General features: G+C 47.1%; 23 protein-coding genes and 2 other annotated features. Of the genes, 16 read left to right on the forward strand and 7 right to left on the reverse strand.

From position 1 onward, the window contains the following. Window positions 1-21 precede the first annotated feature (21 nt). From ACDJ58_RS05160 to ACDJ58_RS05185, 6 genes are all read left to right on the forward strand, one after another. Window positions 22-939, forward strand: a complete 918-nt coding sequence (locus ACDJ58_RS05160) for an LCP family protein (protein ID WP_413376074.1) — start codon at window positions 22-24, stop codon at window positions 937-939. A gap of 44 nt (window positions 940-983) precedes the next feature. Continuing rightward, window positions 984-1,550: a VanZ family protein gene (locus ACDJ58_RS05165; protein WP_413376076.1), complete on the forward strand. Its 567-nt coding sequence runs from the start codon at window positions 984-986 to the stop codon at window positions 1,548-1,550. A gap of 87 nt (window positions 1,551-1,637) precedes the next feature. Beyond that, the gene (locus ACDJ58_RS05170) at window positions 1,638-2,156 is read left to right on the forward strand and encodes a hypothetical protein (RefSeq protein ID WP_413376078.1); all 519 of its coding nucleotides are present in this window, start codon (window positions 1,638-1,640) and stop codon (window positions 2,154-2,156) included. 527 nt (window positions 2,157-2,683) lie between these two features. Next, the gene (locus tag ACDJ58_RS05175) at window positions 2,684-3,592 is read left to right on the forward strand and encodes an ABC transporter ATP-binding protein (protein ID WP_413376080.1); all 909 of its coding nucleotides are present in this window, start codon (window positions 2,684-2,686) and stop codon (window positions 3,590-3,592) included. Beyond that, a complete protein-coding gene (locus ACDJ58_RS05180; RefSeq protein WP_413376082.1) occupies window positions 3,585-4,379 on the forward strand; it encodes an ABC transporter permease in 795 nt (264 codons plus the stop codon). The genes ACDJ58_RS05175 and ACDJ58_RS05180 overlap by 8 nt, the downstream gene beginning before the upstream one ends. Window positions 4,380-4,599: 220 nt before the next feature. Beyond that, window positions 4,600-5,679: an AI-2E family transporter gene (locus ACDJ58_RS05185; RefSeq protein ID WP_413376084.1), complete on the forward strand. Its 1,080-nt coding sequence runs from the start codon at window positions 4,600-4,602 to the stop codon at window positions 5,677-5,679. A 165-nt stretch (window positions 5,680-5,844) separates the two neighbouring features. Here ACDJ58_RS05185 and ACDJ58_RS05190 read toward each other — a convergent pair whose 3' ends face one another. After that, window positions 5,845-7,188 (reverse strand): hemolysin family protein, encoded by a 1,344-nt coding sequence (locus ACDJ58_RS05190; RefSeq protein WP_413376086.1) that lies wholly within the window; start codon window positions 7,186-7,188, stop codon window positions 5,845-5,847. A 376-nt stretch (window positions 7,189-7,564) separates the two neighbouring features. Between ACDJ58_RS05190 and cls the strand changes: the two genes are divergently transcribed. Together cls and ACDJ58_RS05200 are read left to right on the forward strand one after the other, a co-directional pair. Continuing rightward, on the forward strand, window positions 7,565-9,004 hold the full coding sequence (cls, locus tag ACDJ58_RS05195) for a cardiolipin synthase (RefSeq protein ID WP_413376088.1): 1,440 nt from the start codon (window positions 7,565-7,567) through the stop codon (window positions 9,002-9,004). A 347-nt stretch (window positions 9,005-9,351) separates the two neighbouring features. Continuing rightward, the gene (locus ACDJ58_RS05200; RefSeq protein ID WP_413376090.1) at window positions 9,352-10,260 is read left to right on the forward strand and encodes a YitT family protein; all 909 of its coding nucleotides are present in this window, start codon (window positions 9,352-9,354) and stop codon (window positions 10,258-10,260) included. A gap of 59 nt (window positions 10,261-10,319) precedes the next feature. Here ACDJ58_RS05200 and ligD read toward each other — a convergent pair whose 3' ends face one another. The 5 genes from ligD to ACDJ58_RS05225 all read right to left on the reverse strand — a co-directional run bounded on the left by ligD (window position 10,320) and on the right by ACDJ58_RS05225 (window position 15,731). Next, window positions 10,320-11,210 carry a non-homologous end-joining DNA ligase gene (gene ligD, locus ACDJ58_RS05205; RefSeq protein WP_413376092.1) on the reverse strand — a complete coding sequence of 297 codons (891 nt, stop codon included), beginning with the start codon at window positions 11,208-11,210 and terminating at the stop codon, window positions 10,320-10,322. A gap of 80 nt (window positions 11,211-11,290) precedes the next feature. Next, entirely contained in the window at window positions 11,291-12,256 is a 966-nt protein-coding gene (locus tag ACDJ58_RS05210; protein WP_413376094.1) for an RNA ligase family protein, read from the reverse strand. Window positions 12,257-12,324: 68 nt separating this feature from the next. After that, window positions 12,325-13,422, reverse strand: a complete 1,098-nt coding sequence (locus ACDJ58_RS05215; protein ID WP_413376096.1) for a GerAB/ArcD/ProY family transporter — start codon at window positions 13,420-13,422, stop codon at window positions 12,325-12,327. A 220-nt stretch (window positions 13,423-13,642) separates the two neighbouring features. Beyond that, window positions 13,643-14,512, reverse strand: coding sequence for a VOC family protein (locus ACDJ58_RS05220; RefSeq protein WP_413376098.1), 870 nt, complete (start codon window positions 14,510-14,512; stop codon window positions 13,643-13,645). Window positions 14,513-14,819: 307 nt separating this feature from the next. Further along, window positions 14,820-15,731, reverse strand: coding sequence for a Ku protein (locus ACDJ58_RS05225; protein WP_413376100.1), 912 nt, complete (start codon window positions 15,729-15,731; stop codon window positions 14,820-14,822). Between the two features lie 197 nt (window positions 15,732-15,928). On the opposite strand from ACDJ58_RS05225, the gene ACDJ58_RS05230 reads away from it, so the two are divergent. The 7 genes from ACDJ58_RS05230 (at window position 15,929) to ACDJ58_RS05260 (ending at window position 22,156) form a co-directional block, all read left to right on the forward strand. Beyond that, window positions 15,929-16,225: a hypothetical protein gene (locus ACDJ58_RS05230; protein ID WP_413376102.1), complete on the forward strand. Its 297-nt coding sequence runs from the start codon at window positions 15,929-15,931 to the stop codon at window positions 16,223-16,225. A 2-nt stretch (window positions 16,226-16,227) separates the two neighbouring features. Then, window positions 16,228-16,404 (forward strand): H-type small acid-soluble spore protein, encoded by a 177-nt coding sequence (locus ACDJ58_RS05235; protein ID WP_053783520.1) that lies wholly within the window; start codon window positions 16,228-16,230, stop codon window positions 16,402-16,404. Window positions 16,405-16,597: 193 nt separating this feature from the next. Then, window positions 16,598-17,080, forward strand: coding sequence for a tRNA (adenosine(37)-N6)-threonylcarbamoyltransferase complex ATPase subunit type 1 TsaE (gene tsaE, locus ACDJ58_RS05240; RefSeq protein WP_076291523.1), 483 nt, complete (start codon window positions 16,598-16,600; stop codon window positions 17,078-17,080). A gap of 2 nt (window positions 17,081-17,082) precedes the next feature. Beyond that, window positions 17,083-17,931 carry a tRNA (adenosine(37)-N6)-threonylcarbamoyltransferase complex dimerization subunit type 1 TsaB gene (tsaB, locus tag ACDJ58_RS05245; protein WP_413379480.1) on the forward strand — a complete coding sequence of 283 codons (849 nt, stop codon included), beginning with the start codon at window positions 17,083-17,085 and terminating at the stop codon, window positions 17,929-17,931. Window positions 17,932-17,948: 17 nt separating this feature from the next. Further along, window positions 17,949-18,470: a ribosomal protein S18-alanine N-acetyltransferase gene (gene rimI, locus ACDJ58_RS05250; RefSeq protein WP_113051825.1), complete on the forward strand. Its 522-nt coding sequence runs from the start codon at window positions 17,949-17,951 to the stop codon at window positions 18,468-18,470. Then, on the forward strand, window positions 18,467-19,522 hold the full coding sequence (gene tsaD / locus ACDJ58_RS05255) for a tRNA (adenosine(37)-N6)-threonylcarbamoyltransferase complex transferase subunit TsaD (RefSeq protein ID WP_413376106.1): 1,056 nt from the start codon (window positions 18,467-18,469) through the stop codon (window positions 19,520-19,522). The genes rimI and tsaD overlap by 4 nt, the downstream gene beginning before the upstream one ends. Window positions 19,523-19,609: 87 nt before the next feature. Continuing rightward, window positions 19,610-19,967: a binding site (T-box leader), on the forward strand. 66 nt (window positions 19,968-20,033) lie between these two features. Continuing rightward, window positions 20,034-20,384: a binding site (T-box leader), on the forward strand. A gap of 215 nt (window positions 20,385-20,599) precedes the next feature. Next, window positions 20,600-22,156 (forward strand): 2-isopropylmalate synthase, encoded by a 1,557-nt coding sequence (locus ACDJ58_RS05260; RefSeq protein ID WP_413376108.1) that lies wholly within the window; start codon window positions 20,600-20,602, stop codon window positions 22,154-22,156. A gap of 522 nt (window positions 22,157-22,678) precedes the next feature. Here the strand turns inward: ACDJ58_RS05260 and ACDJ58_RS05265 are convergent. Continuing rightward, window positions 22,679-24,637 (reverse strand): ABC-F family ATP-binding cassette domain-containing protein, encoded by a 1,959-nt coding sequence (locus ACDJ58_RS05265; RefSeq protein ID WP_063564481.1) that lies wholly within the window; start codon window positions 24,635-24,637, stop codon window positions 22,679-22,681. A 278-nt stretch (window positions 24,638-24,915) separates the two neighbouring features. Between ACDJ58_RS05265 and ACDJ58_RS05270 the strand changes: the two genes are divergently transcribed. Next, on the forward strand, window positions 24,916-25,554 hold the full coding sequence (locus ACDJ58_RS05270) for a 5-formyltetrahydrofolate cyclo-ligase (RefSeq protein WP_413376111.1): 639 nt from the start codon (window positions 24,916-24,918) through the stop codon (window positions 25,552-25,554). Window positions 25,555-25,559 lie beyond the last annotated feature (5 nt).

Genomic DNA, 25,559 nt, shown 5'->3' on the forward strand with positions numbered 1-25,559 from the left:
AATGTGAGTGAGGAAGAACCCATGAAAAAGTGGATGAAAGTTACCATCTGGATTGTTTCCTTTTTTGTAGTTGTTGTGTTTGGTTATGCGATATATCTCTATCAATCCGTTAAATCAACAGCTGACCAAATTTATGAGCCCCGAAATCCTGTAAAGCCCGTCTCGGTCACAGATAGCAGAGGTGGGCTACCGGTGGACATCAACAGCAAAGAGCCTTTTAATGCGCTTATTCTTGGCGTGGATGAGCGTCCGAATGATCGAGGGCGCTCGGATACGATTATCGTACTGAGTGTGAACCCCGGGAAAAAACAAGTGCTCATGTTTAATATTCCAAGGGATACACGGACAGACATTGTGGGACACAATACTGTAGATAAGATCAATCATGCTTATGCCTTCGGAGGCGTGGACATGTCGGTAAATACCGTCGAGCAATTTTTGGGAGTCCCCATTCATTATTATATGAAAGTGGATATGGAGGGCTTTGCCAAAATCATTGACCTGGTCGGAGGCGTGGATGTAAATAATCCTTTTGCATTTGATTATGAGGGCCAGCGTTATGATCAAGGGAATATTCATCTGGATGGTGTTGCTGCACTCGGTTTTTCAAGAATGCGCTATGATGACCCGAAAGGGGATTTGGGTCGTAATGATCGACAGCGTGAGGTTCTGAAGCAGATGCTTAAGAATACGATGCAAATCTCCAGTGTACTTAATATCCAAAATATGCTTGATGAACTAGGTACTCATGTTAGAACGGATGTTACTTTTGATGAGATGAAGGAACTTCTCCTCGATTATCTCAATGATCTGGAGAATGTAGATACGGTGGAGATCAAGGGTAAAGGCGAGAAAATCAATGGGATTTATTATTACATCGTGGATCAGCAGGAAAAAGATCGCATTCACGGAATAATTGAAGAACATTTGGAGAAATAAACAGAAATAATGAAAGGCTTATGAAAGTGGTGAGGACCTTGCTTATGGAGGAGGATTACGGGAAACGAAGGCATAAACATAGACGAAAACAACGACCTTATGTTTATATCTTGTCACTGCTGCTGATTACGGTCTGGGTTTTGGTGATCTGGCACTTTTCGACCCAATCATATCAGCAGCAGACCATCCAGCCTTGGCTGCATAAATGGTCTGAAAAGGTGAAAATCGGATTTGCATTACCCGATGTGCGATTCACATACGGTGAGCTGGATTATTCCTTAAGACAACGACCGTATGATTTCGTTGAGTTCATATTTCGGAAGAGTGCACATTTATTTGTATATGCTGTGCTGGCGGTGCTTATCTATGGTGGGCTGAGATACAGGAAAATGCGAATGTTGGCTTGTATCGCTGCTGCCCTGGCAGTAGTAGCGGTTATCGCCTCCATTGATGAATATATTCAGCAGTTCAGCCCTAATCGGACGAGTTCAATCCGTGATGTAGGCGTGGATCTGCTTGGCGGATGTGGCGGAATTGCCTTATATATGGGGGTTAATGTCGTTTTCAGAAGATTCAGGTCTCCAAGGCGATCTTCAGTCAAAAGAAAGTGATTTCCCAGGAAATGCTGCTCGCTAGTTCCCGCTTCTACTTGCTTGCTATCCATCATAAATATGGGAGTAGGACAAGGGGGGCGGGACATGCTACGAAGAAGGAATCGGAATGCGTTACTTAAAAAGATCGGATTCATAGCACTTGTGTTGCTGCTGTTGTGGCTCATAGGCAGAACCATCCCATATCTGTTTCGTGCGGATGCACCAGATGAAGCTGCTGCCATTGCCCAAGAGTTTTACAAATATGAGCAGACGGGTGATTTCGGCAGTTCATGGGAGTTGTTTCATCCACTGATGAAAGAGCGCTTTCCCAAAAGCGCCTATTTACAGTCCAGAGCGCATATCTTCATGCAGCATTTTGGGGTGGAAACCTTTGATCTGGAGATGGAAAAACCGGAGCGGGAGTTCGACGTTACGGTAATTGATGGCGTTAAACCATTTGCAGAGGCGTATCGCATTGGTGTTACCCAGAAGTTTACGGGAACCTTTGGTCAATTTAAAATCGTGCAGAATTGTTATATCGTAAAGGATGGGGACGATTGGACATTGCTTTGGTATTATCCAAAGAAGGGTGATACCGAGACTGAGCATGACAAAACCGAATGATAGTATCAACCCATATTATGTGCCGAATTGTATCATTTGTACTTGAAAAAGCTCTATGAATGCGAGACTTTAGTCGCATTTATAGAGCTTTTTTTGCATTTCATTTCTTTTTAAACCTGTAAGGGGTTGACATTAGTCCCAGTGTCAAGTAAATTACGAGTTAGATACAAATTGTATCAAAATTCAGCGTCTAACGACAAATAACAGGGACTTCAATGCTCCTTGTGAGGGGAAGGAATATCATTGATCGAAACGGACCGCTTTTACTGTGTCAGTTGTGGGATGATTGTGTCGGTCGCTAGGGGCTCTGTCGAACTAAAGGAAGAGGACTGTGGAGGCAATCACGTATTTCGCACCGGATTTTATCGGAGTGAGATGCCGCTTGGATGCTGTGAAGCGTGTGTAGTTCATACGAAACGTCAAGGGAAATCCCAGTTTGCGGGACAATATACTAAAGATTATGATACACTATCTTCATATGAGAAACGGGCATGATGTGAATGTCCGTTGATGAAGGAGGAAATGGAATGCAGCAGGAGCCGGTCGTCCGTCTTCAGGGCGTCAGTAAAATCATCTCCTCCCGATCATTGGTCAGTGACCTGACTCTGGATATCTCTCCGGGGCAGGTTTTTGGTTTTTTAGGACCCAATGGGGCGGGGAAAACAACAACGATTCGAATGATGGTAGGGCTGATGTCCATCAGTAAAGGAGATATCATCATCTCGGGACACAGTGTAAAGAATGAATTTGAGCAAGCCATAGCTCAGGTTGGGGCTATTGTCGAGAATCCGGAAATGTACAAATTTCTGACAGGATATCAGAATCTCGTTCACTTTGCTCGGATGTCACCTGGTATTACGAAAGAACGCATTGCCGAGACGATTGAACGTGTGGGGCTTACAGCCCGAATTCATGACAAGGTAAAAACCTATTCTTTGGGTATGCGCCAGCGTTTGGGTGTGGCCCAAGCCATATTACATAAACCAAAGTTATTGGTATTGGATGAACCCACCAATGGGCTCGATCCACAGGGAATACGTGAACTTAGGGATTATTTGCGTCAGCTCTGTCAGGAGGAAGGGATCACAGTCTTTGTATCCAGCCACTTGCTGTCCGAGATGGAATTGATGTGTGATACCGTTGCGATTATCCAAAATGGCAAATTGATTGATGTAAGAAATCTAAGAGCTGAGGCGGGAGTGGACGTACTTACTGAAGTTGCTTTTGAGGTAAATGATGCACCGCGTGCAGCCGAACTAATTAGCGAAGCTACAGTTCAGGGCAATGCCATTGTGATTCGTTTATCCCGTGAGCAGATTCCGGACTTGAATGCGAGGCTGGTCAGTGAAGGGTTCCAGGTATATGGTATCCGTAACGTAACCCATACGCTGGAAGATCAATTTTTGCAGGTGACTGGGGGCGGAAGCATTGAGTAATTTCGGCAATCTCATTATGAATGAAAACATGAAAATTTTCCGTCGTCCGCGTACTTGGATTATGTTATCCATTCTGGCATTGATCTCGCTGTTGATGCCGGTTCTGCTCAATGAAGGCATGGGGTCTAGTGAGGTCCCATACTGGCAAGCAGCTATTACAACCGTTCAGGTTGTCTTTTTCCTGAATACCATCTTCTGTGTCGTCATTGCAGCTGAAGCGGTAGCCGGAGAATTCACCTGGGGAACTATTAAACTACTGCTGATTCGTCCGTGGTCACGCAGCAAAATACTGGCATCCAAATATTTGTCCGTGATTGGATTCAGTATTCTGAGTACGTTACTTGTTGTTATTCTGGCAACCGTAATGTCATATATGCTGTTCTCCCATTCTGTAACTCAGGATGGTAGCGGCGCTTCTGCATCACACGCATTTGCACTATGGGGATATCTGTACGTGGACTTGTTTATTACGCTCGCTATTGCCTTTATGGTCTCCTCCGTGTTTCGTTCGGGAGCTCTGGCAATCGGTTTGTCTCTATTTATCATGTTTACACAGAATTTGTTCTCAATGATCTTCAATCCCGTTCGTTACGAATGGGCCAAGTATGTTCTGTTCAATAACATGGATCTCAGTCGCTATATGAATTCAGCGGCGGATTATGGATTGCTTGGCGATGGAAATGCAGGTATGACACTTGGCTTTTCTATTGCTGTGCTAGCTGTATATTATGTCATTTTCATGTTGATCTCATGGGTTGTATTCAACAAAAGAGATGTGGCAGGCTAATCGCCTGCTTCTTTTTTTTGCCCAATTTCTCCTTCAGGATGGAAAAGAGAGTATATTCAGCATCCGCTGTGGCATGACTAGCATTTAAGGGTACATATAATAATACATGAGAATACGGCTTGGAATGGAACACGCTGCCCAAGCTGTATTAAGTTGCATTACATACATATCACCGCCGCAGTCGTATTTGGCAGAGCAGCGTATGGAGGGATCACGTTTCTTGATAAACAATAAGTTTTACCGTATATGCACAGCAATTATTTTGCTGCTGCTCATCGTGTATTTGGGGGATAAAGTCAACTTTATTTTCAGCCCCCTGACCTCGCTGATTCACATCATCATCATTCCGCTGCTGATTGCTGGTTTCTTCTATTATCTGCTGCGTCCGCTCGTCGACTATATGGAACGGCACAAAATGAAGCGTGCACTGTCAGTTCTTATCATTTACGTGGTGATTGCGCTGATCATGGCAGGATTCAGTGTGCTTGTATGGCCTTCACTACGTGAACAACTGTTGAATTTTGTGGAGAATGCCCCGGTACTGGTTACTTCGCTCAGTGATCAGTTGGCTGAATTCGAAAAGAGCGGTTTCCTTTCAAAATATATACCGGAGGATTCAGATCTGTTCTCTCGCTTCTCCGATTTTCTGAGTCAAGGAATTGCCCAGGTAACGGATTACGTATCCGGATTGTTCTCGGTCGTATCCAATCTGATAATCATTCTGGCGACGTTCCCGATTATGCTGTATTACATGCTCAAGGAAGGCAGCAAATTTGGAACCAGTCTTACACTGCTACTCCCTAGACGTTACCGTAAAGATGGGGAAGAGACAGTCCATGAAATCGACGAAGCTTTGAGTAGCTATATTGTAGGTCGGGTCATTGTCAATGTAGCCTTGGGCATCCTGATGTATATCGGTTTTCTCTTTCTCGGTTTGCCATATGCCTTACTCCTGACGGCCGTATCCATTATTCTGAACTTCATTCCTTATGTAGGGGCCTTGCTGGCAGCCATTCCTGTCGTCATTGTCGGATTCATTGAATCACCTTCAATGGCGATCTGGTCGCTTGTTATCATTGTGATCGCCCAGCAAATCCAGGACAATCTGATCTCTCCTTATGTCTATGGCAAACAATTGGACATTCATCCGTTGACTACCGTCATCTTGTTGCTTGTAGGAGCAGACTTGGGGAACATTCTTGGGATGATCATCGTTATTCCGTTATATATGATCATCAAAATTATTTTCCGGAAGATTCAGAATCGAATCGTCGAAGACAAGGCAGATCCAGCCAATTAATTCAACTAAGGTGCGAACTCCAGGCACCTTATACGCTAAACAGCAAGGATCGTTAACAGCGACTCATGCCTAATACGCCTGCCATTATGAAAAAAGGGGTTGTCCATCATCTTCACGACGATGGACAACCCCTTTTAGTGTATCTATATTGAAGAAGCGAGTTTATTAATTCGTCTCGTCTTCATCGGTGTAGTCGGACATGGTCAGCGGTTCCTTAGGAACAACGGCGACTTTGTAGAAGCGATTTTTGTCTTTTTCCAGCAAAACGAAGGTCAGATTCTCGAACTCATATTCTTCCTGTTCATTCATCTCTGGACGATGGCTATAAAGCCATCCGCCAATGGTATCCCATTCGTCAGCATCCAGGTTTGACGTGAACATATCGTTTACTTTGGACAAGGACACCTTGCCATCCATAATGACATAGTTTTCATTGATGACCTGAATATCCTCCACTTCGTCTGCGTCGAACTCATCCCGGATTTCACCGACAATCTGTTCAAGCACATCCTCAATCGTTACAATCCCGGAAGTGCCTCCATACTCATCGACCAGCACGGCAATATGCACGCCATCCTTCTGCATTTTCTTGAGCAGATCCTTGACCGGAGTCGTTTCGTGAACAGCGGATACCGGCTGAATGAGGGAAGACAGATCGACAGGTTCGTCGTTTCCGTATAACTCCAGGAAAAATTGTTTGGTATTAATAATACCGATAATATCGTCTTTGCTCTCATTTACAACAGGAAAACGGGTGTATTGTTCTTGTCGGATAATATCCAGATTTTCCTCGTTCGATCTATTCACATAAAGGCAGACCATATCAGTCCGGGGTACCATGATTTCTTTGGCAAGCATTTCATCAAAAGCAAAAATCCGGCTTACATATCCAAATTCGGCCTGATTGATTTTTCCACTCTCAAAGCTTTCATTGATAATAAACTGTAATTCTTCTTCCGAATGTGCATCTTCATGCTCAGATGCAGGTTTGATTCCGAACAACTTGACCAGTTGATTTGCTGAGCTGTTTAACAGCCAGATAAAAGGATACATAATTCGGTTAAACCAGATGATAGGTGTAGACGTCAGGAGAGCAACGGCTTCGGCTTTACGGATTGCAATCGTTTTAGGTGCAAGTTCTCCAACTACCACATGCAAATATGTGATGGCAACAAACGCAATAACAAACGATAAGAATGAAGAAACTGTCTCAGGCATGTGCATGCTTTCGAACACAGGGTGGAGAATATTCTCAACCGTTGGTTCTCCCAGCCAGCCCAGTCCCAGAGATGTAATCGTGATACCCAACTGACAGGCGGACAAATATCCATCCAGGTTGGCAACGGCTTGTTTGACAGCCAGGGCACGCTTGTTTCCTTCTGCAATCATTTGGTCGATCCGGCTTGGACGAATCCTTACGAGTGCAAATTCCACCGCTACAAAAAACGCCGAAAGTCCTATCAAAAACGCAACCAATACTAAATTTAACGCATACCTCTCACTGTCCATTAACTAGTCTTCTCCTTTAAGTAATAAGTTTTTAACGAATATTATATCTAATTTTACGTAAGAAGACCACCTGCTGGTCAAGAAAATAGGAAGAGTCTGGAAGGCTGTGTGTTCGAAATGGCGATGGAATGCTGATCCGCAGACTGGAATGAATCATATGTAGAGGGGAACACAGTCAGAATATACAACGCCGAAGTATGGAATGAACTGGCTGAGGGCCGCTACAGATCAGCTGTGTATGTAAAATTTTATCTAAGCAAACGTTACGAACAGTGCATACATTGGGTATCTAATGATTAGCTAAAGGCTTTATCGTCAAAGCTTGTACAGTGAGAGAGAACGGCAAGGTTATACCTTGCCATGAGGAGGAAGCCGAATGTTTTGGCTGGTCATTATATTGCTCGTATTTACTTTCCAGGCAGCCACCATTCTGTTGCTGGAATTCCGCAATCCGGCGAAAGCTGTGGCATGGCTTTTTATTTTATTCTGTGTACCCTTGATCGGCTTTGTTGTGTATTATTTTGTCGCCCAGGACTACAACAAACGCAAGAAGGTCCGTAAAGGCGGTTCGCGAATCTTTCGGGAAATACGGGAAACGATCTGGGAGCAGGCTCATATTGTGGATCATGCCGATCAGATGTCGGGCAGCCGATACAACCATCAGCATCGTTTGTTTAACCTGCTGTCACACCTGTCTGAGAGCCCAATTACAGGCTGCAACCGGAGTCAAGTACTGACGAATGGTGAAGAGACATTTGAAGCCATGTTGAGGGCAATGGAACAGGCAGAACACCATCTGCATGTTGAATTTTATATTTTTCGGGATGATGTCATCAGTACAAAGTTTCAGGACGTGATGATTCGCAAGGCGAAAGAAGGCGTCAAAGTGCGTTTGATCTGCGATGGACTCGGCAGTCACAAGATGAGCTGGAGGTTTATTCGCAAGTTTCAGGACGCAGGCGTGGAGTTTCATTATTTTCTGCCGCCGCTCATTGCAACGATTGACCGAAGGGTGAATTACCGGAATCACCGTAAAATTGTTGTGGTGGATGGAAGGATTGGATTTGTGGGTGGGATTAATATAGGTGATGATTATCTCGGACAATATCCGGAGGTTGGGTTCTGGCGCGATACCCATGTACAGATTGAGGGAGATGCCGTATATTTCCTGCAAAATACGTTCTTGAACGACTGGAAGCTCGCTTCTGGCGAGCAAATTACAGAGCCTCAACTGACAGAACTGTTCCCGCCACATATTTGCAGCGGGGAAGAGCGGATTCAGATTCTGGCCAGCGGGCCGGATCAGGACTGGGATGCCATTCAAGAAATGTGCTTTGGGGCGATTTCCGTGGCATGTGAACGCATATACATCACAACACCCTATTTCATTCCGGACCCTGCGTTGTACGAAGCAATCAAGACGGCTGCCGTCAGTGGGGTGGATGTGAAAATCATCATTCCGTATCAATCGGATTCCCGGCTGGTGCATTTGGCTTCTATGTCCTATGTCGAAGAATTGTTGCGTGCGGGAGTGAAGTTCTATCAATATCGCAAAGGTTTTGTGCATGCCAAGGTCTTGATTGTGGATGATTTGCTTGCGACGGTAGGCACAGCCAATATGGATATGCGCAGCTTTTTCTGCAATTTCGAGTTGACTGCTGTGTTGTTCGAAATATCATCCATGGAACGGCTGACCGAGGATTTTGAACGTGATTTGGATGAATGCAGCCAGATTGACGTAAAGGTGTTTCAGCAGCGTTCACGGTGGCAAAAAGGGGCAGAAATGCTTTCTCGCATGCTTTCTCCGCTGCTTTAGCCGTTATAGGGCGGATTTCTCAAGATAAGTTCACTTTTTGTGAATTTATCTTCTTTTTGCTAACTATTTTGCTCAAATTTGATCTTTTATGATATAATGTTTATATAAATTATGTCTTGGCGAAGGAGGGGAGTCTGCGGGAAAACAGGCTCCCTTTTGCTCTCTTTTGGAAGTGTCAACCGGAATTAAGACGTACTTGAATACATTTCATATAGCCTTTAGGTGCTTTTATAACGGGGTGCATATAGCGTTGGAACGGTGTTGTTCCTCTGTATGTAGGGTTCCTCTGGGGTACTTAAATGATTTATGAAATGGATTCACATATTGATCAAAACGGGGGGGATACCATGTCCAATGTATCGATTAAAGAACTAACATCCAAGCCGGACCGCAATGTGAAGAGTTCGGTGTTTTCACTGAAGCTTCTGCAGCGCATCGTGATGATTCTGGTCGGTGCTGCACTGATGGCTGTGTCACTCGAAGTATTTCTCGTGCCAAATGGCGTTATTGATGGGGGAATAACAGGGATCTCGATTATGGTGTCAGAGCTTACACATCTGCCACTCGGAATTTTCCTGACCTTGCTTAACTTGCCTTTCCTGATTCTGGGGTATAAACAAATTGGTAAAACGTTTGCGCTATCTACACTGCTCGGGATCGTTGTAATGTCCATTGGTACGTCATTGTTACATCACGTTCCTGCACTGACGCCAGGTGAACCACTGCTTGGAGCTGTATTTGGTGGATTGATCTTGGGGGTTGGAGTTGGTCTCGTCATTCGTTCTGGCGGTTCACTGGATGGTACGGAGATTGTAGCCATACTGTTGAGTGAGAAATCACCATTGTCTGTAGGTCAGATCGTATTGTTCATTAACGTATTTATTTTTGCAGGTGCAGGTTTTGTGTTTGGCTGGCCAAACGCACTGTATTCTATGATTGCTTATTATATTGCAATGAAGATGATTGATATTGTGAATGAAGGATTGGATCAATCCAAATCGGTATGGATTATCAGCGAGAAGTACCGTGATATTGGTTCAGCTTTAACCGACCGTCTGGGTCGTGGCGTCACTTTTCTGGATGGAGAGGGCGGCTTCAGCGGAGACGAGAAGAAAATTATCTTTGTGGTTATTACCCGTTTGGAAGAAGCTAAGCTGAAGTCCATTGTTGAAGATTGGGACCCACATGCCTTTGTGGCAATAGGTAACATTCACGATGTGAAGGGCGGACGTTTCAAGAAAAAAGGTATACATTAGCGAATCTCATCGCGCGTAAACGAAAAGATAGCCGGTACCCTTGGTTTGAGGGTGACCGGCTATTTTTGTTTTAAATGCTGGATGATCAGTTCAACAGGCTGGGGTTCGACAGCTGCGATCAGATCCCCGGTCTTCGTCAGGCGTTCCACGATGTTCATCAAGTGGTAATCTTTAACCGAAACGTTGTTCCGAACCTCATCCCATGTGAGAGGAGTAGACACAGTGCCGCCTGGCTTGGCGCGGGGAGTGTAGGGAGCTGCGAGCGTTTTGCCACCGTAATGCTGGAGATAATCAAAATAAATGCGATCCCCCCGGTCTTTTTTAAGACGTTCCAGTGTAAACAGATCTGGATGTTTTTGAGTGACGTATTTGCCTACAAAATAACCGATGTCTCTTAATTCATCGAAGGTTACACCTTGGCGGATCGGAACAATAATCTGTACACCTGTAGCACCGGAGGTTTTCGGTACCGATCTAAGACCAAGCGAAGTCAGCGTTTCCCCCACGATCAGGGCAGCTTGCATGATGCGAGGTTCTTCTTCCTGCGAAGGATCGAGATCAATCATCCACTCGCAAGGCAGATGGCTGCTTACAGCATGTAAGGAAGGATGAAACTCCAGAGCGGCCAGATTGCCGAGCCATAACAGATCTGGGAGGTCGTTCATCACCACATATCTTATCCCGTCATGCATCTCGGTTCGTACAAACTCCGGAACGGGTTCTGGGGCATTTTTCTGATAGAAAAACTCGCCGCCTGCACCATGTGGATAACGTATCGTGGTGAGCAGCCGATTTCGGGTGTAAGTAAGTAGATAGGGAGCCAGTGCCGCCAACTTTTGCAAATAGATAGCCTTGGTTACACCTGCTTCGGGCCATAACAACTTGTCCGGATTGGTCACGGTAAGCTCCATTCCATTAATCGTTATGGTGCCCTTTATTGTATGGGCCATGAACAACACCTCCTGTGGTGAACAAGTATAATTTTAAATGGAAAGCCTTTTTAATGTTTCAGGCGGATGGAAAAAGGGGTTTATCGTTCAGGGATAAGATGACTGATCTGGCTCATTTGACACTCCTCACGGGTCACTGAAGCAAAAGTCTGGATACTGGGATGGCGTAATGTTCGATGATGGGTAAGTTCCATGAATTGTACTTTTACACCAATCTGTGGTTCAATCCATGTCGTCTCCGCGCTTCTCTCGGGAATGTTATGAAAGGGTCTATCCTTACGAATAAGAGGTTGTACTTCTTCGGTTATTTTACGCCAGGAGTCCGAGTTCAGCTTACCAGTGCCGACATGACCAATATAGACAAAGTTAGGCCCATCATATACACCGACTGCGATTGCATTGACGATGCCGCTGCGGTAGGTGACCCCACCAATCATGGCATATAGGTCGTGGAAAATCTTAACCTTCTGCCAACGTTGATCCTTGCCGTTGATTCCATAGGTACTGGAAAGGTCTTTACATACAATTCCCTCCATCTGGTGCTGTCTCATCACAGAGAGCAGGGCGTCGGGATCTGACGTGTTGGTCACCTCCTGAACATGGGAAGCAGGATTCAGAACTTGATGCAGCAGACGCTGACGATCTGCAAGTGGTTGATCTGTGACCCATACCCCATCGCAGAAAAGAATATCAAATACCATATAAGTCACCGGAATCTGGTTTACAGCTTGGGCAATGCCATCCGGTCTGCTCATGCGATCTCGCCGCAGCACGTGATAGAAGGACGGTTTTCTCGTATCCGGGTCAAGGGCAATAATCTCTCCATCCAAAATATAAGAAGGGACGGAGCACAGATTGCGTGGCTGAACCAGCTCAGGATATTGTGCAGTTCGGTTGTGCAATCTGCGATTAATTAACTGAATTCCCTGTCCGTCCTCGTAAGCAAGCATGCGGACCCCATCCCATTTGATTTGGGCAATCCAATTTTGCCCGGTAGGGATCACATCTCGGGATATAGGTTCAAAAGGAACCAGGGGATTGAACATGTGCTTAAAACTCCTTTCATCTTTAAAATCTGCCTGGAGGTTGATCCTCTAAGTTGAGTAGGGCAGGTTTAGCTCTTCCGCAGCCGTGCTTTCAGTTTATGTACCATGATAAGCAATAATGGAATCCCAATACCACAAGTCAAATCCCAATCAATCCAATACGGAATAACGACTTTGAGGTAGAAATTTTCGTTGGGTGCTAGCACAATGGACATAGACAGAATCAACATGGCGCCAGGCAAAATGAGTGGACGATAGCTGGACAATTTGAAGAGATGAGTGATTCCGAGTACAAAGCTATAGAAGAACAGAATGCTCTTGAAAAAGACGGCAATAATCCAGACGGAAGCCATAAAGGCCTCAATTCTCTGCAAAAAGTTGCCTATATTGATCTTCAGCGACAGATTAAATGCTGCGAACCAATGGTGCTGCGTCATAAATGGACCCATGACCAGCAGACAGATGGTTAGCGTTAGGGTAAGCATCAATCCCCCTATGATGGCTGCTAGAAGGATATCCTTTTCCCAATGTGCTTCCTTTTTGGCATAAGGAAAGAGCATAAGAAAGATGCACAATTCACAATAAGGATAGGTAAGCACAGCGACAAAGCCTTTAAAGGGATTAAGAAAGCCTTCTGCAAGAACAGGCTTGATGTTGTCCAGATGTGAATGCGGGAACAGACAGACGGTCAGAATGAGCAGAAACAGCACGATCAGGGGAAGGAATACCTCGGCGCTCCTGCCTATGGGTTCCAGACCAGAAAAGAGTCCCCAGGCAAGAGTACAAACAAAAAGCAAACTCACAATGAAGAGGGGAGATTCAGGCAGGATCTGGGTCGTCATGAAATCCCCAATTTCTCTTATGAATGCAGACGTACCCATTAGAAAATAGAATAGATAAAAACAGCTGATGAACGCCCCGATCCAGGGTCCAAGAGTATACAATGCATGTTGAATCAGATTCATCCGGGGCTGCAGTTTGTATACAACGAGCATGATGGACAGTACCCCTGCTCCCCCGGCAACGCCCATTAATGCGGATATCCATGCATCCTGATGCGCATATGAGGTGACCATTGAGGGGAAGACGATAATCTGTTCACCAATCGTGCATAAGAACATCAGTGAGCCCAGTTGTCTTACAGTTAAACGCCCCTTTTCAATCATGTGGGTTCTCCTTCGCATATCGATCTAGATATTGGTTAGGTTGCGCCAATTGCACCATTTTTATTAGGAAATGGATAAAGGCATAGATCAACATAAAAAAAGGTAGGCAAAAAAAGCCCGAACAATGGATTTCCCCATGTTAGAGCGAGGAAATTGGTGTCCGGGCTAATCAGAGTGTAATCAATTTAACGCACAATATTTACGTCACGGATTCCCCGTCTTAGTTCGTTGAAGTTAAGCGAATTCGAATATTCTGTGGGTCTACAGTTAACCAGTCCTTACCTTGCTGTTCGATAGATGCGTTCGATTGACGTAGTTGTTCTACGGCCTGTTCCAATTGTTCTTTTCCGTCATAAATGATGGTGAAGTAGTCAATCCCTGTCGCATTGGCCGGATTCACAGGTGCGCCTGTACCAGCCCAAATGTTCAGTCCGATGTGATGGTGATAACCGCCTGCTGACACAAACAGGGCGGACATGTTGGCGAAGTTACCAACGATATCGAAACCAAGCACTCCTGTATAGAAACGGCGCGACTCTTCCAGACTGCGTACATGGAAATGAACATGACCAATGACCGTTCTGGCTGGCAATCCCTGCCAAGGTTCGTTCGCGGCCAGAGCGAACAGGCTGTCTACATCAACGGGGTCACTTGACATAATGTAGTTATTATCTGCATCCCGCTTCCAGGTGTCCCGGGCACGGTCTGCATAGATTTCAATACCGTTCTGATCCGGGTCGGAAATGTAGAATGCTTCACTGACCAGATGATCACCCTGACCAATTTCGATGCCCGATTCAGCCAGATTACGGAGGGCAAGGCCCAGCGATTTGCGGTCAGGCAGCAGGATGGCGAAGTGATACAGACCTGAAGTGGAGCGTACAGGCATCGTCACTGCATCGGTCAACTGTTCAAGGCGCAGAAGGGACTGCTTTCCATCGGCTGTCATGGTAGCGACTTTTTCGCTACGCTCAAGCAGTTTCAGTCCGACCACCTCGGTATAAAATTGGATAGATCGATCCAAATTGCTAATTCGCAGACTTACTTCACCCAGATGGGTTGTAGCAGGGATTTGATAAGTAGAAGTCATAAGGATTTCCTCCTGAAAACAAATTTAGTTGGATTGTCTCGGCTCAAGCATTGGCAATGGAATAGGGCTATTGTAATGTCATAGCTCATGTAAATATGAGGCTCAACTGTACATTTATAAATAAGTTACTTTTCATAAGTTAATATAAAATATAAATCAACTTTCGTCAATTGTATTTTTGATTATGGTGTGCTCATTCTTGTTTGAGTACTACTTCAATTATGGAATATAAAACAAAAATCCGGCTTCATGGCCGGATTTCCAATGTTGATATTGATGACAAGCGAATCTCTTTGCTGCTTGCCTCTTACGCCTTAGGCTTAGGCGCAGCCTTCTTTCTTTTCGCAGGAGCAGGAGTCTCTGTTTCTCCTCCAGCCGCTGCTTGGACCGAAGTTTTCTTGGGAGCACGTTTCTTAGGTTTGGCTGTGGTGGTTCCGGGATCGGTTGGAATGGGCTTCACAGCTTCAATACTTGCTTGCAGTGCTGCCATGAGATCCATGACATTCGCTTCCGGTTTGGCAGGGGCAATTTTGATTTCTTCACCGGCTACTTTGTGATTGATCAGATCCAGCAGTTTAGCGCGGTAATCGTCTGTATATTTACCAGGTTCAAAAGGAGTGGATAACTGATCGATCAGCAGTTTGGCCATCGTCAATTCCTTCTCGTTAACATTCAGAACCTCGGGCAGGTTGGGAACCTGAGAGACGGGACGGATCTCGTCCGGATAGAAAATGGTTTCCATGGAGAGGCAATCCTCCAGTACACGGATGGCAGCCAAACTGCTTTTGGAACGAATGGATATTTTGGCGATGCCGATCTTGCCAGTATCCCGCATGGCAGTCATTAATAGCTGGTAGGCGTTTCCTCCCGCTTGATCGGGGGAAAGGTAATACGTTTTTTGAAAATAAATCGGATCTATCTCCGTTAAATCCACGAAATCCAGAATGGTAATGGTTTTGCTGCTGGAATCATTTAACGCTTCAAGCTCGTCCTTTTCGAACAAGACGAATTTGCCTTTCTCATATTCATATCCTTTGGTGATCTCTTCCCATTGAACCTCAACTTCGCAGGAAGGACATTTACGTACATAAGCAAGTGGGCTGCCGCAGACTTTGTGAATGTAACGCATGGAGATGTCTTTGTCTTCGGTAGCCGAAAACATTTTGACAGGAACATGAACTAGACCAAAGCTAATTGCACCTTTCCAGACCGTATGCATGAACGGCTCCTTTCCGAGAACATTTTATGTATAGTATGGGCATTTCACGGGTGGGATAACCGTATTTCCCCGGAAGCGGTATGCTTCAGAAAGAGTGGGGGATGATAACAGAAACATCCTTAAGATCTGTGCTGTATAGCGCTGGTTTTGAAAGAGGATAATATTAGTTGTTAACTATCACGTTAGGAGGTACTCCTATGAAGAACAAACGAGATGAAGATGAAGCTCACGCCCATACGTTCTCTCCGTATCCTCGTGTCAAGTCGGAAGGGTCTGAAGGTTTCCATACACCTGCAACAGCGGTTAACTGGGAGGCTGTCACATCAGAAGAGCTGCCGCTTGACAGGGAGTCTTTCATGCTGGACATTGACCGGATGGTGAATGAGGGTCTGGGCGGTGGACAAGTCACGGAAGATAACGGTTATATCGGTGAAAGTACGACAGATAGCATGGTGCGGGAATCGCATGATGATCCGGAAGGGGAGTATGAATAATGTTGGATGTGAAACGCGCGAAAGCCATTTATGATTCCAAAGATACGATTGCAGTTACATTGGAAGGAGATCCGGTCTGGATCGAAAATGTGGATGAAGCCAATGGCATGGCTACGGTGCAAGTGGGCAGCAGACCGGGGAATACCCAGACGGTACGTGTAGACCGTTTGGAAGAGTAAAAGAGAAAGTACTGGTGAAGGATGTCTAGGAAGGCCGGTGCCGTCAGGTACCGGTTTATTTGTCGTTCGTGTGAATGTTGGCCTGTCTTCCGTTCTGCTTCTGATCCTTCGATGTTGCGGGGGGAGAATGGGACCGATATAATAAAGTTCAAAGTGAACTCAGGCGGCTTGACCGCCAAAGGTGGGGCGTATATTGAATCAGACGCATGAGCAGTGGGTGTATCACTCCCATGGCATTGCAGATACAGAAGTACTCGCGTCCGCACTCGCTGAACAGGCAACCGCCGGAATGGTGATTGCATTGGACGGTGATCTGGGCGCGGGCAAAACGGCATTTTCACAAAAGTTTGCTTGGCATTTGGGTGTACGTGATGTGGTCAACAGCCCTACGTTTACACTGATCAAGGAATACGAAGGGCGTCTGCCCTTGTATCACATGGATGTGTATCGCATATCGCTGGAAGAAGCGGACGAGCTTGGACTGGATGAGTATTTCTATGGAACCGGAGTCAGTCTGGTGGAATGGTCTAGCATCATTCCTGAATTGCTGCCGCAGGAACACTTGCATGTGCAGATCGAGACGACGGGTCCAGAGGATCGAACGATTACGCTGGATGGGTATGGCGAGACTTATGCTGCCATGTGCCGACAGTTCAGACAGAATGGAGTCAAATGATGATGGAAGATTTACAAAAACAGCCGCGCCAGCGGTTTTTGGCGTTGGATACCTCGACTGCGGTGATGGCAGCCTCAGTTATGGAAGGTCACGCCCTTCTGGAAGAACGCAATGAACGGGCAGAACGCAACCATTCGGTTCACGTCGTGCCTGTAATGGAGCAGCTGCTGGAAGCCAGCAGCACGCAGCCGGGACAGCTGGACGGCATTGCCGTCGGCATTGGCCCAGGCTCGTACACGGGCATCCGCATTGCGGTGACCGCGGCGAAAACGTTAGCCTGGGCGTGGGACATCCCCGTTGTCGGGGTGTCCAGCCTTCAGGCCCTGGCCTGGGGCGGCTGGCACAGCGGCCTCGCCGCCAAGGCCGAAGCTGCGGCAGAAGTTGCCGCAGGAGGGGCTGGCGGAACGCCATCCGCGGACCAGGGTGGCACAGGTGCCGCCCCTGTCCACTGGATCGTTCCGCTTGTGGATGCACGGCGCGGTCAAGCCTATACCGCGCTGTTTGCCTCCGCCGGGAGCGCTGCGCCCCGGCGGCTGGCGCCAGATGCCATCCGCCTGGTGGACGGATGGCTGGAAGCCCTCGCCGCCCGCGTGGCGGAAGCGGCGCCGGAAGAGCGGCCCGCTGCCGTCTGGATTGTCGGCGAGACGGGCCCGCATGCGGCAGCAGCGGCTGAGCTTCGCTGCCCCGCAGGAACGGCGCTCCAGCTCGTACCCTATGAGCTGGAGGGCCGCTGGGTTGGGCGCTTAGGCGCCGAGGCGCTGCTTGCAGGTCAGCGAGATGACGTGCATGCGCTCGTGCCCAACTACACTCAGCTGGCTGAAGCGGAAGCCAACCTGCTGCGCAAAGGCTAAAGGGGGAGGGGAAGCAGATGGACAACGTGGAGAATGACGAGCAGGAAGCAGCGCTTCAGTTCAGGTTCATGACTTTGGATGATATTCCGGATGTAATGATTATTGAACATGAAGCCTTCACCCTGCCCTGGACGGAAGAAGCATTTCAGAATGAATTGACACACAATCATTTTGCTAAATATATGGTCATGGAATTGGAAGGTACAGCGATTGGCTATGCCGGCATGTGGACGATCATGGATGAAGCCCACATTACCAATATTGCAGTCCGGGAAGCCTATCGTGGGCGCAAGCTCGGTGAGAAGCTGCTGGACGAATTGATGAGAACGGCGGCTTATCTCGGGATGGAACGAATGACGCTGGAAGTCAGGGTTTCGAATCGGATTGCCCAGAGCTTGTATCAGAAAAAAGGGTTTGAATCGGCAGGTCTTCGCAAAGGATATTACTCCGACAATGGGGAAGATGCGATGATTATGTGGGCGAATTTGCCGCCTGCGAGCCGGAGCGGCGAAGAGGAAGGAAGCGTAACGGATTCATGAAGGATTTCAATGAAAAGATAAGTTCAGCACCATCTTATATATTGGCCGTGGAGACAAGTTGTGATGAAACATCCGTAGCGGTAGTCAAGGATGGACGGGAAGTGCTGTCCAATCTGATCTCCAGTCAGATCGAGACACATAAGGCATTTGGCGGAGTTGTACCTGAAGTGGCTTCGCGGAAACACGTTGAAGTCATTACACTGATGTTAGAACAGGCTATTGAGCAATCCGGCATCCGTCCGCGTGATCTGAGTGCAATCGCCGTGACGCAAGGACCTGGACTGGTGGGTGCATTGCTGGTCGGCATCGTGGCGGCGAAAACCATGGCCATGGCACTTGGCAAACCGCTCATTGGCACACATCATATTGCGGGACATATCTATGCCAACAGACTTACCCATGAGCTACAATATCCAGCGATGGCACTGGTAGTTTCAGGTGGTCATACCGAGCTTGTGCATATGGAATCCGAAGGCAAGTTCAAACTGATCGGACGTACGCGTGACGATGCTGTAGGCGAGGCTTATGACAAAGTAGCGCGTGCACTGGGTTGCCCCTATCCTGGAGGACCGCATGTGGACCGGATGGCTGCTGAAGCAAAGCAGGCGGTACCTTTGCCACGCGTCTGGCTTGAAGCAGATTCCTATGATTTCAGTCTTAGCGGTTTGAAGTCTGCTGTACTGAATGTTTTGAATCAAGCCAAAATGCGCGGAGAAACGCTTGAACCATCTGCTGTGGCACGGGGCTTCCAGGAAGCTGTCGTCGAAGTGCTTGTAGAAAAAGCAGTAAGGGCTGTCCGTGAGTACGGATCACGTCAATTGCTGTTATGCGGTGGCGTTGCGGCAAACCGGGGATTGCGTTCAGCTTTGCAGGAGCGTTGTGCCAAGGAAGGGCTGGAATTGCTGATCCCTCCGATGGAGTATTGCACCGACAATGCAGCGATGATTGGAGCTGCGGCGTATTTGAAGTGGCAGCGGGGAGAAATCTCGGAATTCGATGCCAAAGCTGATCCTGGACTTTCACTTGAGGCATGGTCTGTTCAATCGCTATAGAATGATTTATGTATATGAAGACTTGACAGTCTCAAGTGAAGAATGTATATTAATTACAAATTAAAACAGGAATTCAGATTCCTGAACTGAAACGCAATGAACAGGAAAAGTAGGGTATTTCCCGGTCTTAGAGAGCTGCGGGGTGGTGCAACGCAGTCGAAGGAAACCTGAAACTCACCTGGAAGCGGAACGATGGAACACGGTAACTCCCTGGGAGAAGCCGAAGGCCGATGATGGCCCAAAGTACATGGTTACGGGTTGCCTCCGTGAATGGGCCGTTGTTGATGGAATCCGGATGACATATCGGTAGAAAATCAACAATAACTGAGGGGGCTTTTGTCACTTTGGGCAATGATAACGGTATGGACGCATACAGGATCAGCTCGAAGGAAATGAAAGTCAACAAGAGTGGTACCGCGAAGGTGAACAGCCTGTCGTCTCTTGCATTATTGCAGGAGATGGCAGGCTTTTTTTGATTTTCAAAATGGTGATGAATTCATGGTCACATATCATAAATGTAATGAACGGGAGCAGTAAAACGATAAAGCGCACAGAGAGCTGCGGGATGGTGCGACGCAGTGGCTGAAATCGTTTGAATCTCGCCCGGGAACGGAGCTGTGGAAGCAGTGAGACGATGTCTCATCCCTTTTCCTTGTAACCAAAGGACATGTGGTGTGGTACACAGCAACGGCTAACCTCCGTTATAAGGTGTTTCTCCGGCTGGATCGATTGTTATTGTTGCGTGTGTACGCAGCTGCAATGGATCAGGGCCGAAGACGACGAGGTGGATGGTGCCTGGCGCAAGCCTGGCCCATCAAGCAAGAGTGGTACCGCGGAGGGATAATAACCCGCCGTCTCTTAGATGAGATGGCGGGTTATTTGTGTTTGCTGCCGGCAGCAGGGTGGGCGATGGGAATCCATAATCATGGTTTAGTTTAAGAAATAAGTCCGGCGTGCAAGTCGACGTGCACGCCGGCATGGAATGCAAAATGAATAAACATAGAAAACGGGAAATGAACATCTCGTTCACATCCCCAATAACCAATATACATTCAAATTTGATGGAGGTTGATGAATATGACAACGAACAATAACAAACGCATGATTGAGATTTTTGATACAACACTGCGCGATGGAGAGCAAGCACCGGGAGCGAGTCTGCAGCCTGAGCAAAAAATTGAACTGGCACATCAGTTGGCTTCTCTGGGCATTGACGTCATCGAGCCTGGATTCCCGATCTCAAGTCCAGGTGAGTTCGCGGCGGTTCAGGCGATTTCCAGACAACTGCAAAACGTGGAGATTTGCGGATTCGCGCGTGCGGTCAAAGGGGATATTGATGCAGCCGTTCGAGCAACGGCTGACGCAGCGCACCGCCGTATTCATCTGTTTATCTCCTCTTCGGACATCCATATTGAGCATCAACTGCGCCGTCCGCGTAGTGAAGTCGTGGCAACTGCCCGGGAGATGGTCTCCTATGCACGTCAGTTCACGGATATAGTGGAGTTCACCGCTATGGATGCGGCTCGTACGAAGATGGATGATCTGATCGAAATGGTTGAAGTAGCTATTGAAGCGGGAGCAAGTATTATCAATTTGCCAGATACGGTTGGGTACGCACTGCCGCATGAATATGGAGAGATGTTCCGTCAGGTACGTGAGGGCGCAAGAGGCGGAGATAAGGTTCGTTACAGCGCACACTGTCATAACGATTTGGGCCTTGCAGTTGCCAACAGTCTGGCTGCAATTGCCAACGGTGCTTCCCAGATTGAAGTAACCATTAACGGTGTGGGAGAACGGACGGGTAACTGTGCATTGGAGGAACTGATTATGGCTCTGGAGACGCGAGGAGACGTTATTGGCGCAACGACAAATATCAAACTGAACCAGATGTATGAGACATCCCGTCAGATTAGCCGTGCGATGCATTTCCCAATTGCATACAACAAACCTGTAGTAGGGCGCAATGCCTTCCAGCATGAGTCTGGTATTCACCAGGATGGTTTGCTCAAGAATCGGAGTACGTATGAGATTATGGACCCGGAAGCGCTGGGCATTCCACGCAGTATGATTATTCTGGGCAAACATTCCGGTCGTCACGCTTTGAAAGATCGGGTTCGCAAATATGGCTTTGAACCAGATGAGCAGCAAATGGAACAACTGTATGAGATATTTAAAGAAACCGCCGATCAACAGAAGGTGGTCAGTGATGACCAGTTATTGCAGATGGTGAGCCAGACCATGAATATTCCTGCACAGGATTATGAACTGGTTGAATTGCAGGTTACGGCGGGCAGCATGACGGATCGAATGGCAGCAGTTCGCATTCGCACGAGCGCAGGGGAGCAATCCTATTCTGCGGTTGGCGGTGGTCCGGTAGATGCAACGATTCGTGCGATTGGTCAAAGTATTTCGGACGACATTACGTTTGTCGATATGGAGATGCACGCACTGAGCGGAGGAGAGGCTGCGAGTGCAGAAGCTGCGGTTACCGTGGAGCGTGCAGGACGTGAATTCAGAGGAACTGCCACGCACAATGATATTGTCATGGCAGCCGGTCTGGCTTATGTAGCAGCATGCAATGCGGCCGGACTGAAGGCGGAGTCTTCTGAAAGTGATGAATCAGTGCACGCGTAATATTACTTCAGCGCATCACATAACTTTATGTCAAAAATAAACCAGAGGCAGGCCTTAAATACAGAGGTCTGCTTTTGTCCTTTTATAGGAGAAAAATTTGAAAGAACGAATGCGTTTGTCAAGGTGTGATTATAGTTATCCACATATTCAGTGTAAATTGTGGGTAACTATCTCAAAGTCAAACCAGTAATGTTTTCGAAAATAAAAGGCTTTAGGGGATAGAATGGTCGAGTTATATCCACAAAGTTGTGGATAATGTGGATAACTCGGTGGATAAATATGGTTTTTGTGCAAAAAAAGCTATTCTACCGCCGTATAATTAAATTGAATTGAATGCTTGCTATATTTCTTTTTTGTGGATAAATGAGAGGTTGTACAACAAAAAAATATTTCACTTGATTCGAGTGGATTTGACAAATGGGGAATCATCCTACTCAAATCTGTCTCGTTTTATGCTCAACAAAAAAAGCCGATCCCGTTAAGGAATCAGCTTTCGATATAAAGTCCGTTCTATTTTAATTCTTATTCCAAAGCTAATTCTTCCCACTCTTCATAAGCCTTGGCAAGTTGAAGCTTGTGATCCTCCGCTTTTTCCTGGAGCTCTTGCAGCTTCATGTAGTCCTGGTATATTTCAGGCAGAGCCATCTGAGCCTCAAGCTCTGTAATCTCCGTTTCCAGCTTCGCAATCTGTTGTTCCAGAGCTTCCTGCTTGCGCTGCCGGTTACGTTCTTCGCGCTTGGCCTGCTTGTCCGCTTCGAATGAGGCGGCACCGGATTTTTCGGTTGCGGATAGACCTGGATCAGATTTGGCCGAGTTTTTGTTAGAGGCCTGGCGTGCTTCAGCAGCTTCGCGTGCAATATCTTCAAGCTCCTGTTTCTTCTCTACATAATCATCATAATTGCCGAGGTAATGCTCTGTTCCGCCGGGATGCAGCTCGACAATACGTTCAGCCATTTTATTGAGGAAATACCGGTCATGCGAGATGAACAGCAATGTGCCCTCATAGTCCATCAGCGCCGCTTCAAGCACTTCTTTGGCGAACAGGTCGAGATGGTTCGTAGGCTCATCCAGAATGAGCATATTGGCTTCCTTGAGCATGAGCTTGGAGAGTGAGACACGAGCTTTTTCTCCACCGCTGAGCGATGAGATCTTTTTGAGTACATCATCTCCACTGAACAGGAAGTTGCCTAGCACTGTACGAATCCGTGATTCTTCCATGCCTGGATATGCGCTCCACAGTTCTTCCAATACGGTATTGGAAGGGTTAAGTCCCGTCTGCTCCTGATCATAATAGCCAATCTGCACCTTGGTACCCCATTGGATCTCACCGCTTACAGGACGCAAACTTCCGGTGAGGCATTTCAACAAGGTAGATTTTCCGATACCGTTCGGACCGATCAAAGCAACCGTTTCCCCGCGTCTTAGATCAAAAGATACATTGCGGAATAACGGCGAAGCCTCATCGTAGGCAACGGAAAGCTGATCCACACGGAGCACTTCCTTGCCGGACATAACAGCCGGTTCGAACGAGAAATGAGCTTTCTTCAAATCTCCCATCGGTTTGTCGAGTCGATCCATCTTGTCGAGTGCCTTGCGGCGGCTCTGTGCCCGTTTGGTTGTTGAAGCACGGACGATATTCTTCTGAACAAACTCCTCCATCTTGGAGATTTCATCCTGTTGTTTCTCGTATTGCTTCATCTGGCTTTCGTACTCGGCAGCTTTCAGTTCCATGTACCGGCTGTAATTGCCCGTATATTTTTTGGAGCGGTGCCGTTCGATCTCCACGATGTTCGTTACAAGCCGATCCAGGAAATACCGGTCATGAGATACAACCAGCAGGGCGCCAGAATAACCTCTCAGGTAATCTTCGAGCCACGTCAGGGTGGCGATATCGAGATAGTTGGTAGGCTCGTCCAGCATGAGCAGGTCAGGGGCCTGAAGCAAAATGCGAGCAAGAGCAAGACGTGTCTTTTGCCCGCCACTCAGTGTGGCAATCTGGGTATCTGGTGAGAATTCACCGAAGCCCATCCCGTGCAGTACACTGCGAATACGGGTTTCCATTTCATAACCGCCATGATCCTTGAACCAGTCCGAGCGTTTGGCATAACGCTCAAGCAAATCTGCATATTTTTTTTCATCTTCCATCTGCGCAGGGTCAGCAATATCCTGTTCCATCTGACGCAAATCCGCTTCCGCCTGAGTCAGGTGGCCGAATACGTTCATCATTTCTTCCCATATGGAGCGATCGGATTGCAGTCCGCTGTTCTGGGCGAGGTAACCAAGCGTTGTTTCCTTGGATTTGAAAATCTGTCCGCCATCATAGGACATTTCCCCAGCCACGATTTTGAGCAAAGTGGATTTCCCTGCACCGTTAACACCAACGAGGCCGATGCGCTCGCGTTCTAATATTTGTAAGTTCACGCCGTCCAGGATTGGATCGACACCAAAACGTTTGATAATTCCGGATACTTGCAGCAGCATAAAATTAAGTTCCTCCATAGGTCCAGTTCTTGATATGACAACTATATCCCAGTTTACATGAAATACAGAGCAAATGCACCGATTAGGAGTGCTTGGGGCGTGTAGTCTTTTTGGTCAATCAATGATAAACTGAAAGAAGGCATGTTAATAGATGAGGATTTTGCAGAAAATGAATCATTTTAACGATTCCAACACGATGACAACTGGTGCATAACATATAAATGGTTTTAATTGAGAGCTAGTTTACCTTCCCGATCAACAGGAGGTTATTCACGGACATGCAGGATCATACGGAACAGAAAATCCGTCTTCGTTCCAAGCTGAGACAGAGCCGGGATCTGATGGATGAAAGCATGCGTCAGCAGGCGATGACTGAGATTAATGATGTGACGAAGCGAGAGCTGGAGCGCCTTAGAGGGGACAAATGGAAGCTGGGGAACAAGCGGCTTATGATTTTCAGCTATTTGTCTTATGGAAGCGAAGCATCTACGGCCTTTTTATTTGAAGAAGGCTGGAAGTATGGAGATCGGATGCTCGCGCCGAAAGTGCTGGCGAATCCGGCTCGAATGGAATTGCGACGTGTCAGGGGTGAACAGGATATTCAGCCGGGAATATGGGGGATACCTGAACCCAAGGATTCCTGTGAAGTGCTGCAACCTGAAAGCTGGCCGGATATCGATCTTGTCATAGTACCGGGGCTTGGATATGACCCTCATGGAGGGCGCATTGGTTATGGCGGCGGTTATTATGATCGTTTTGCCGAGACACTTGCAGCGAAATGTGCGATGACGGACAAAAGACCACTGATGGCTGCATTGGTATTGCCAGGCCAGCTTCAAGATGAAATTCCGATGGACCCGCTTGATCTGCGGATTGATCTGTTGATAACAACCGAAGGTATATTACATATCGAATAAAGGGT

It is taken from the genome of Paenibacillus taichungensis, assembly GCF_047302525.1.
GTDB lineage: Bacteria > Bacillota > Bacilli > Paenibacillales > Paenibacillaceae > Paenibacillus > Paenibacillus taichungensis_B.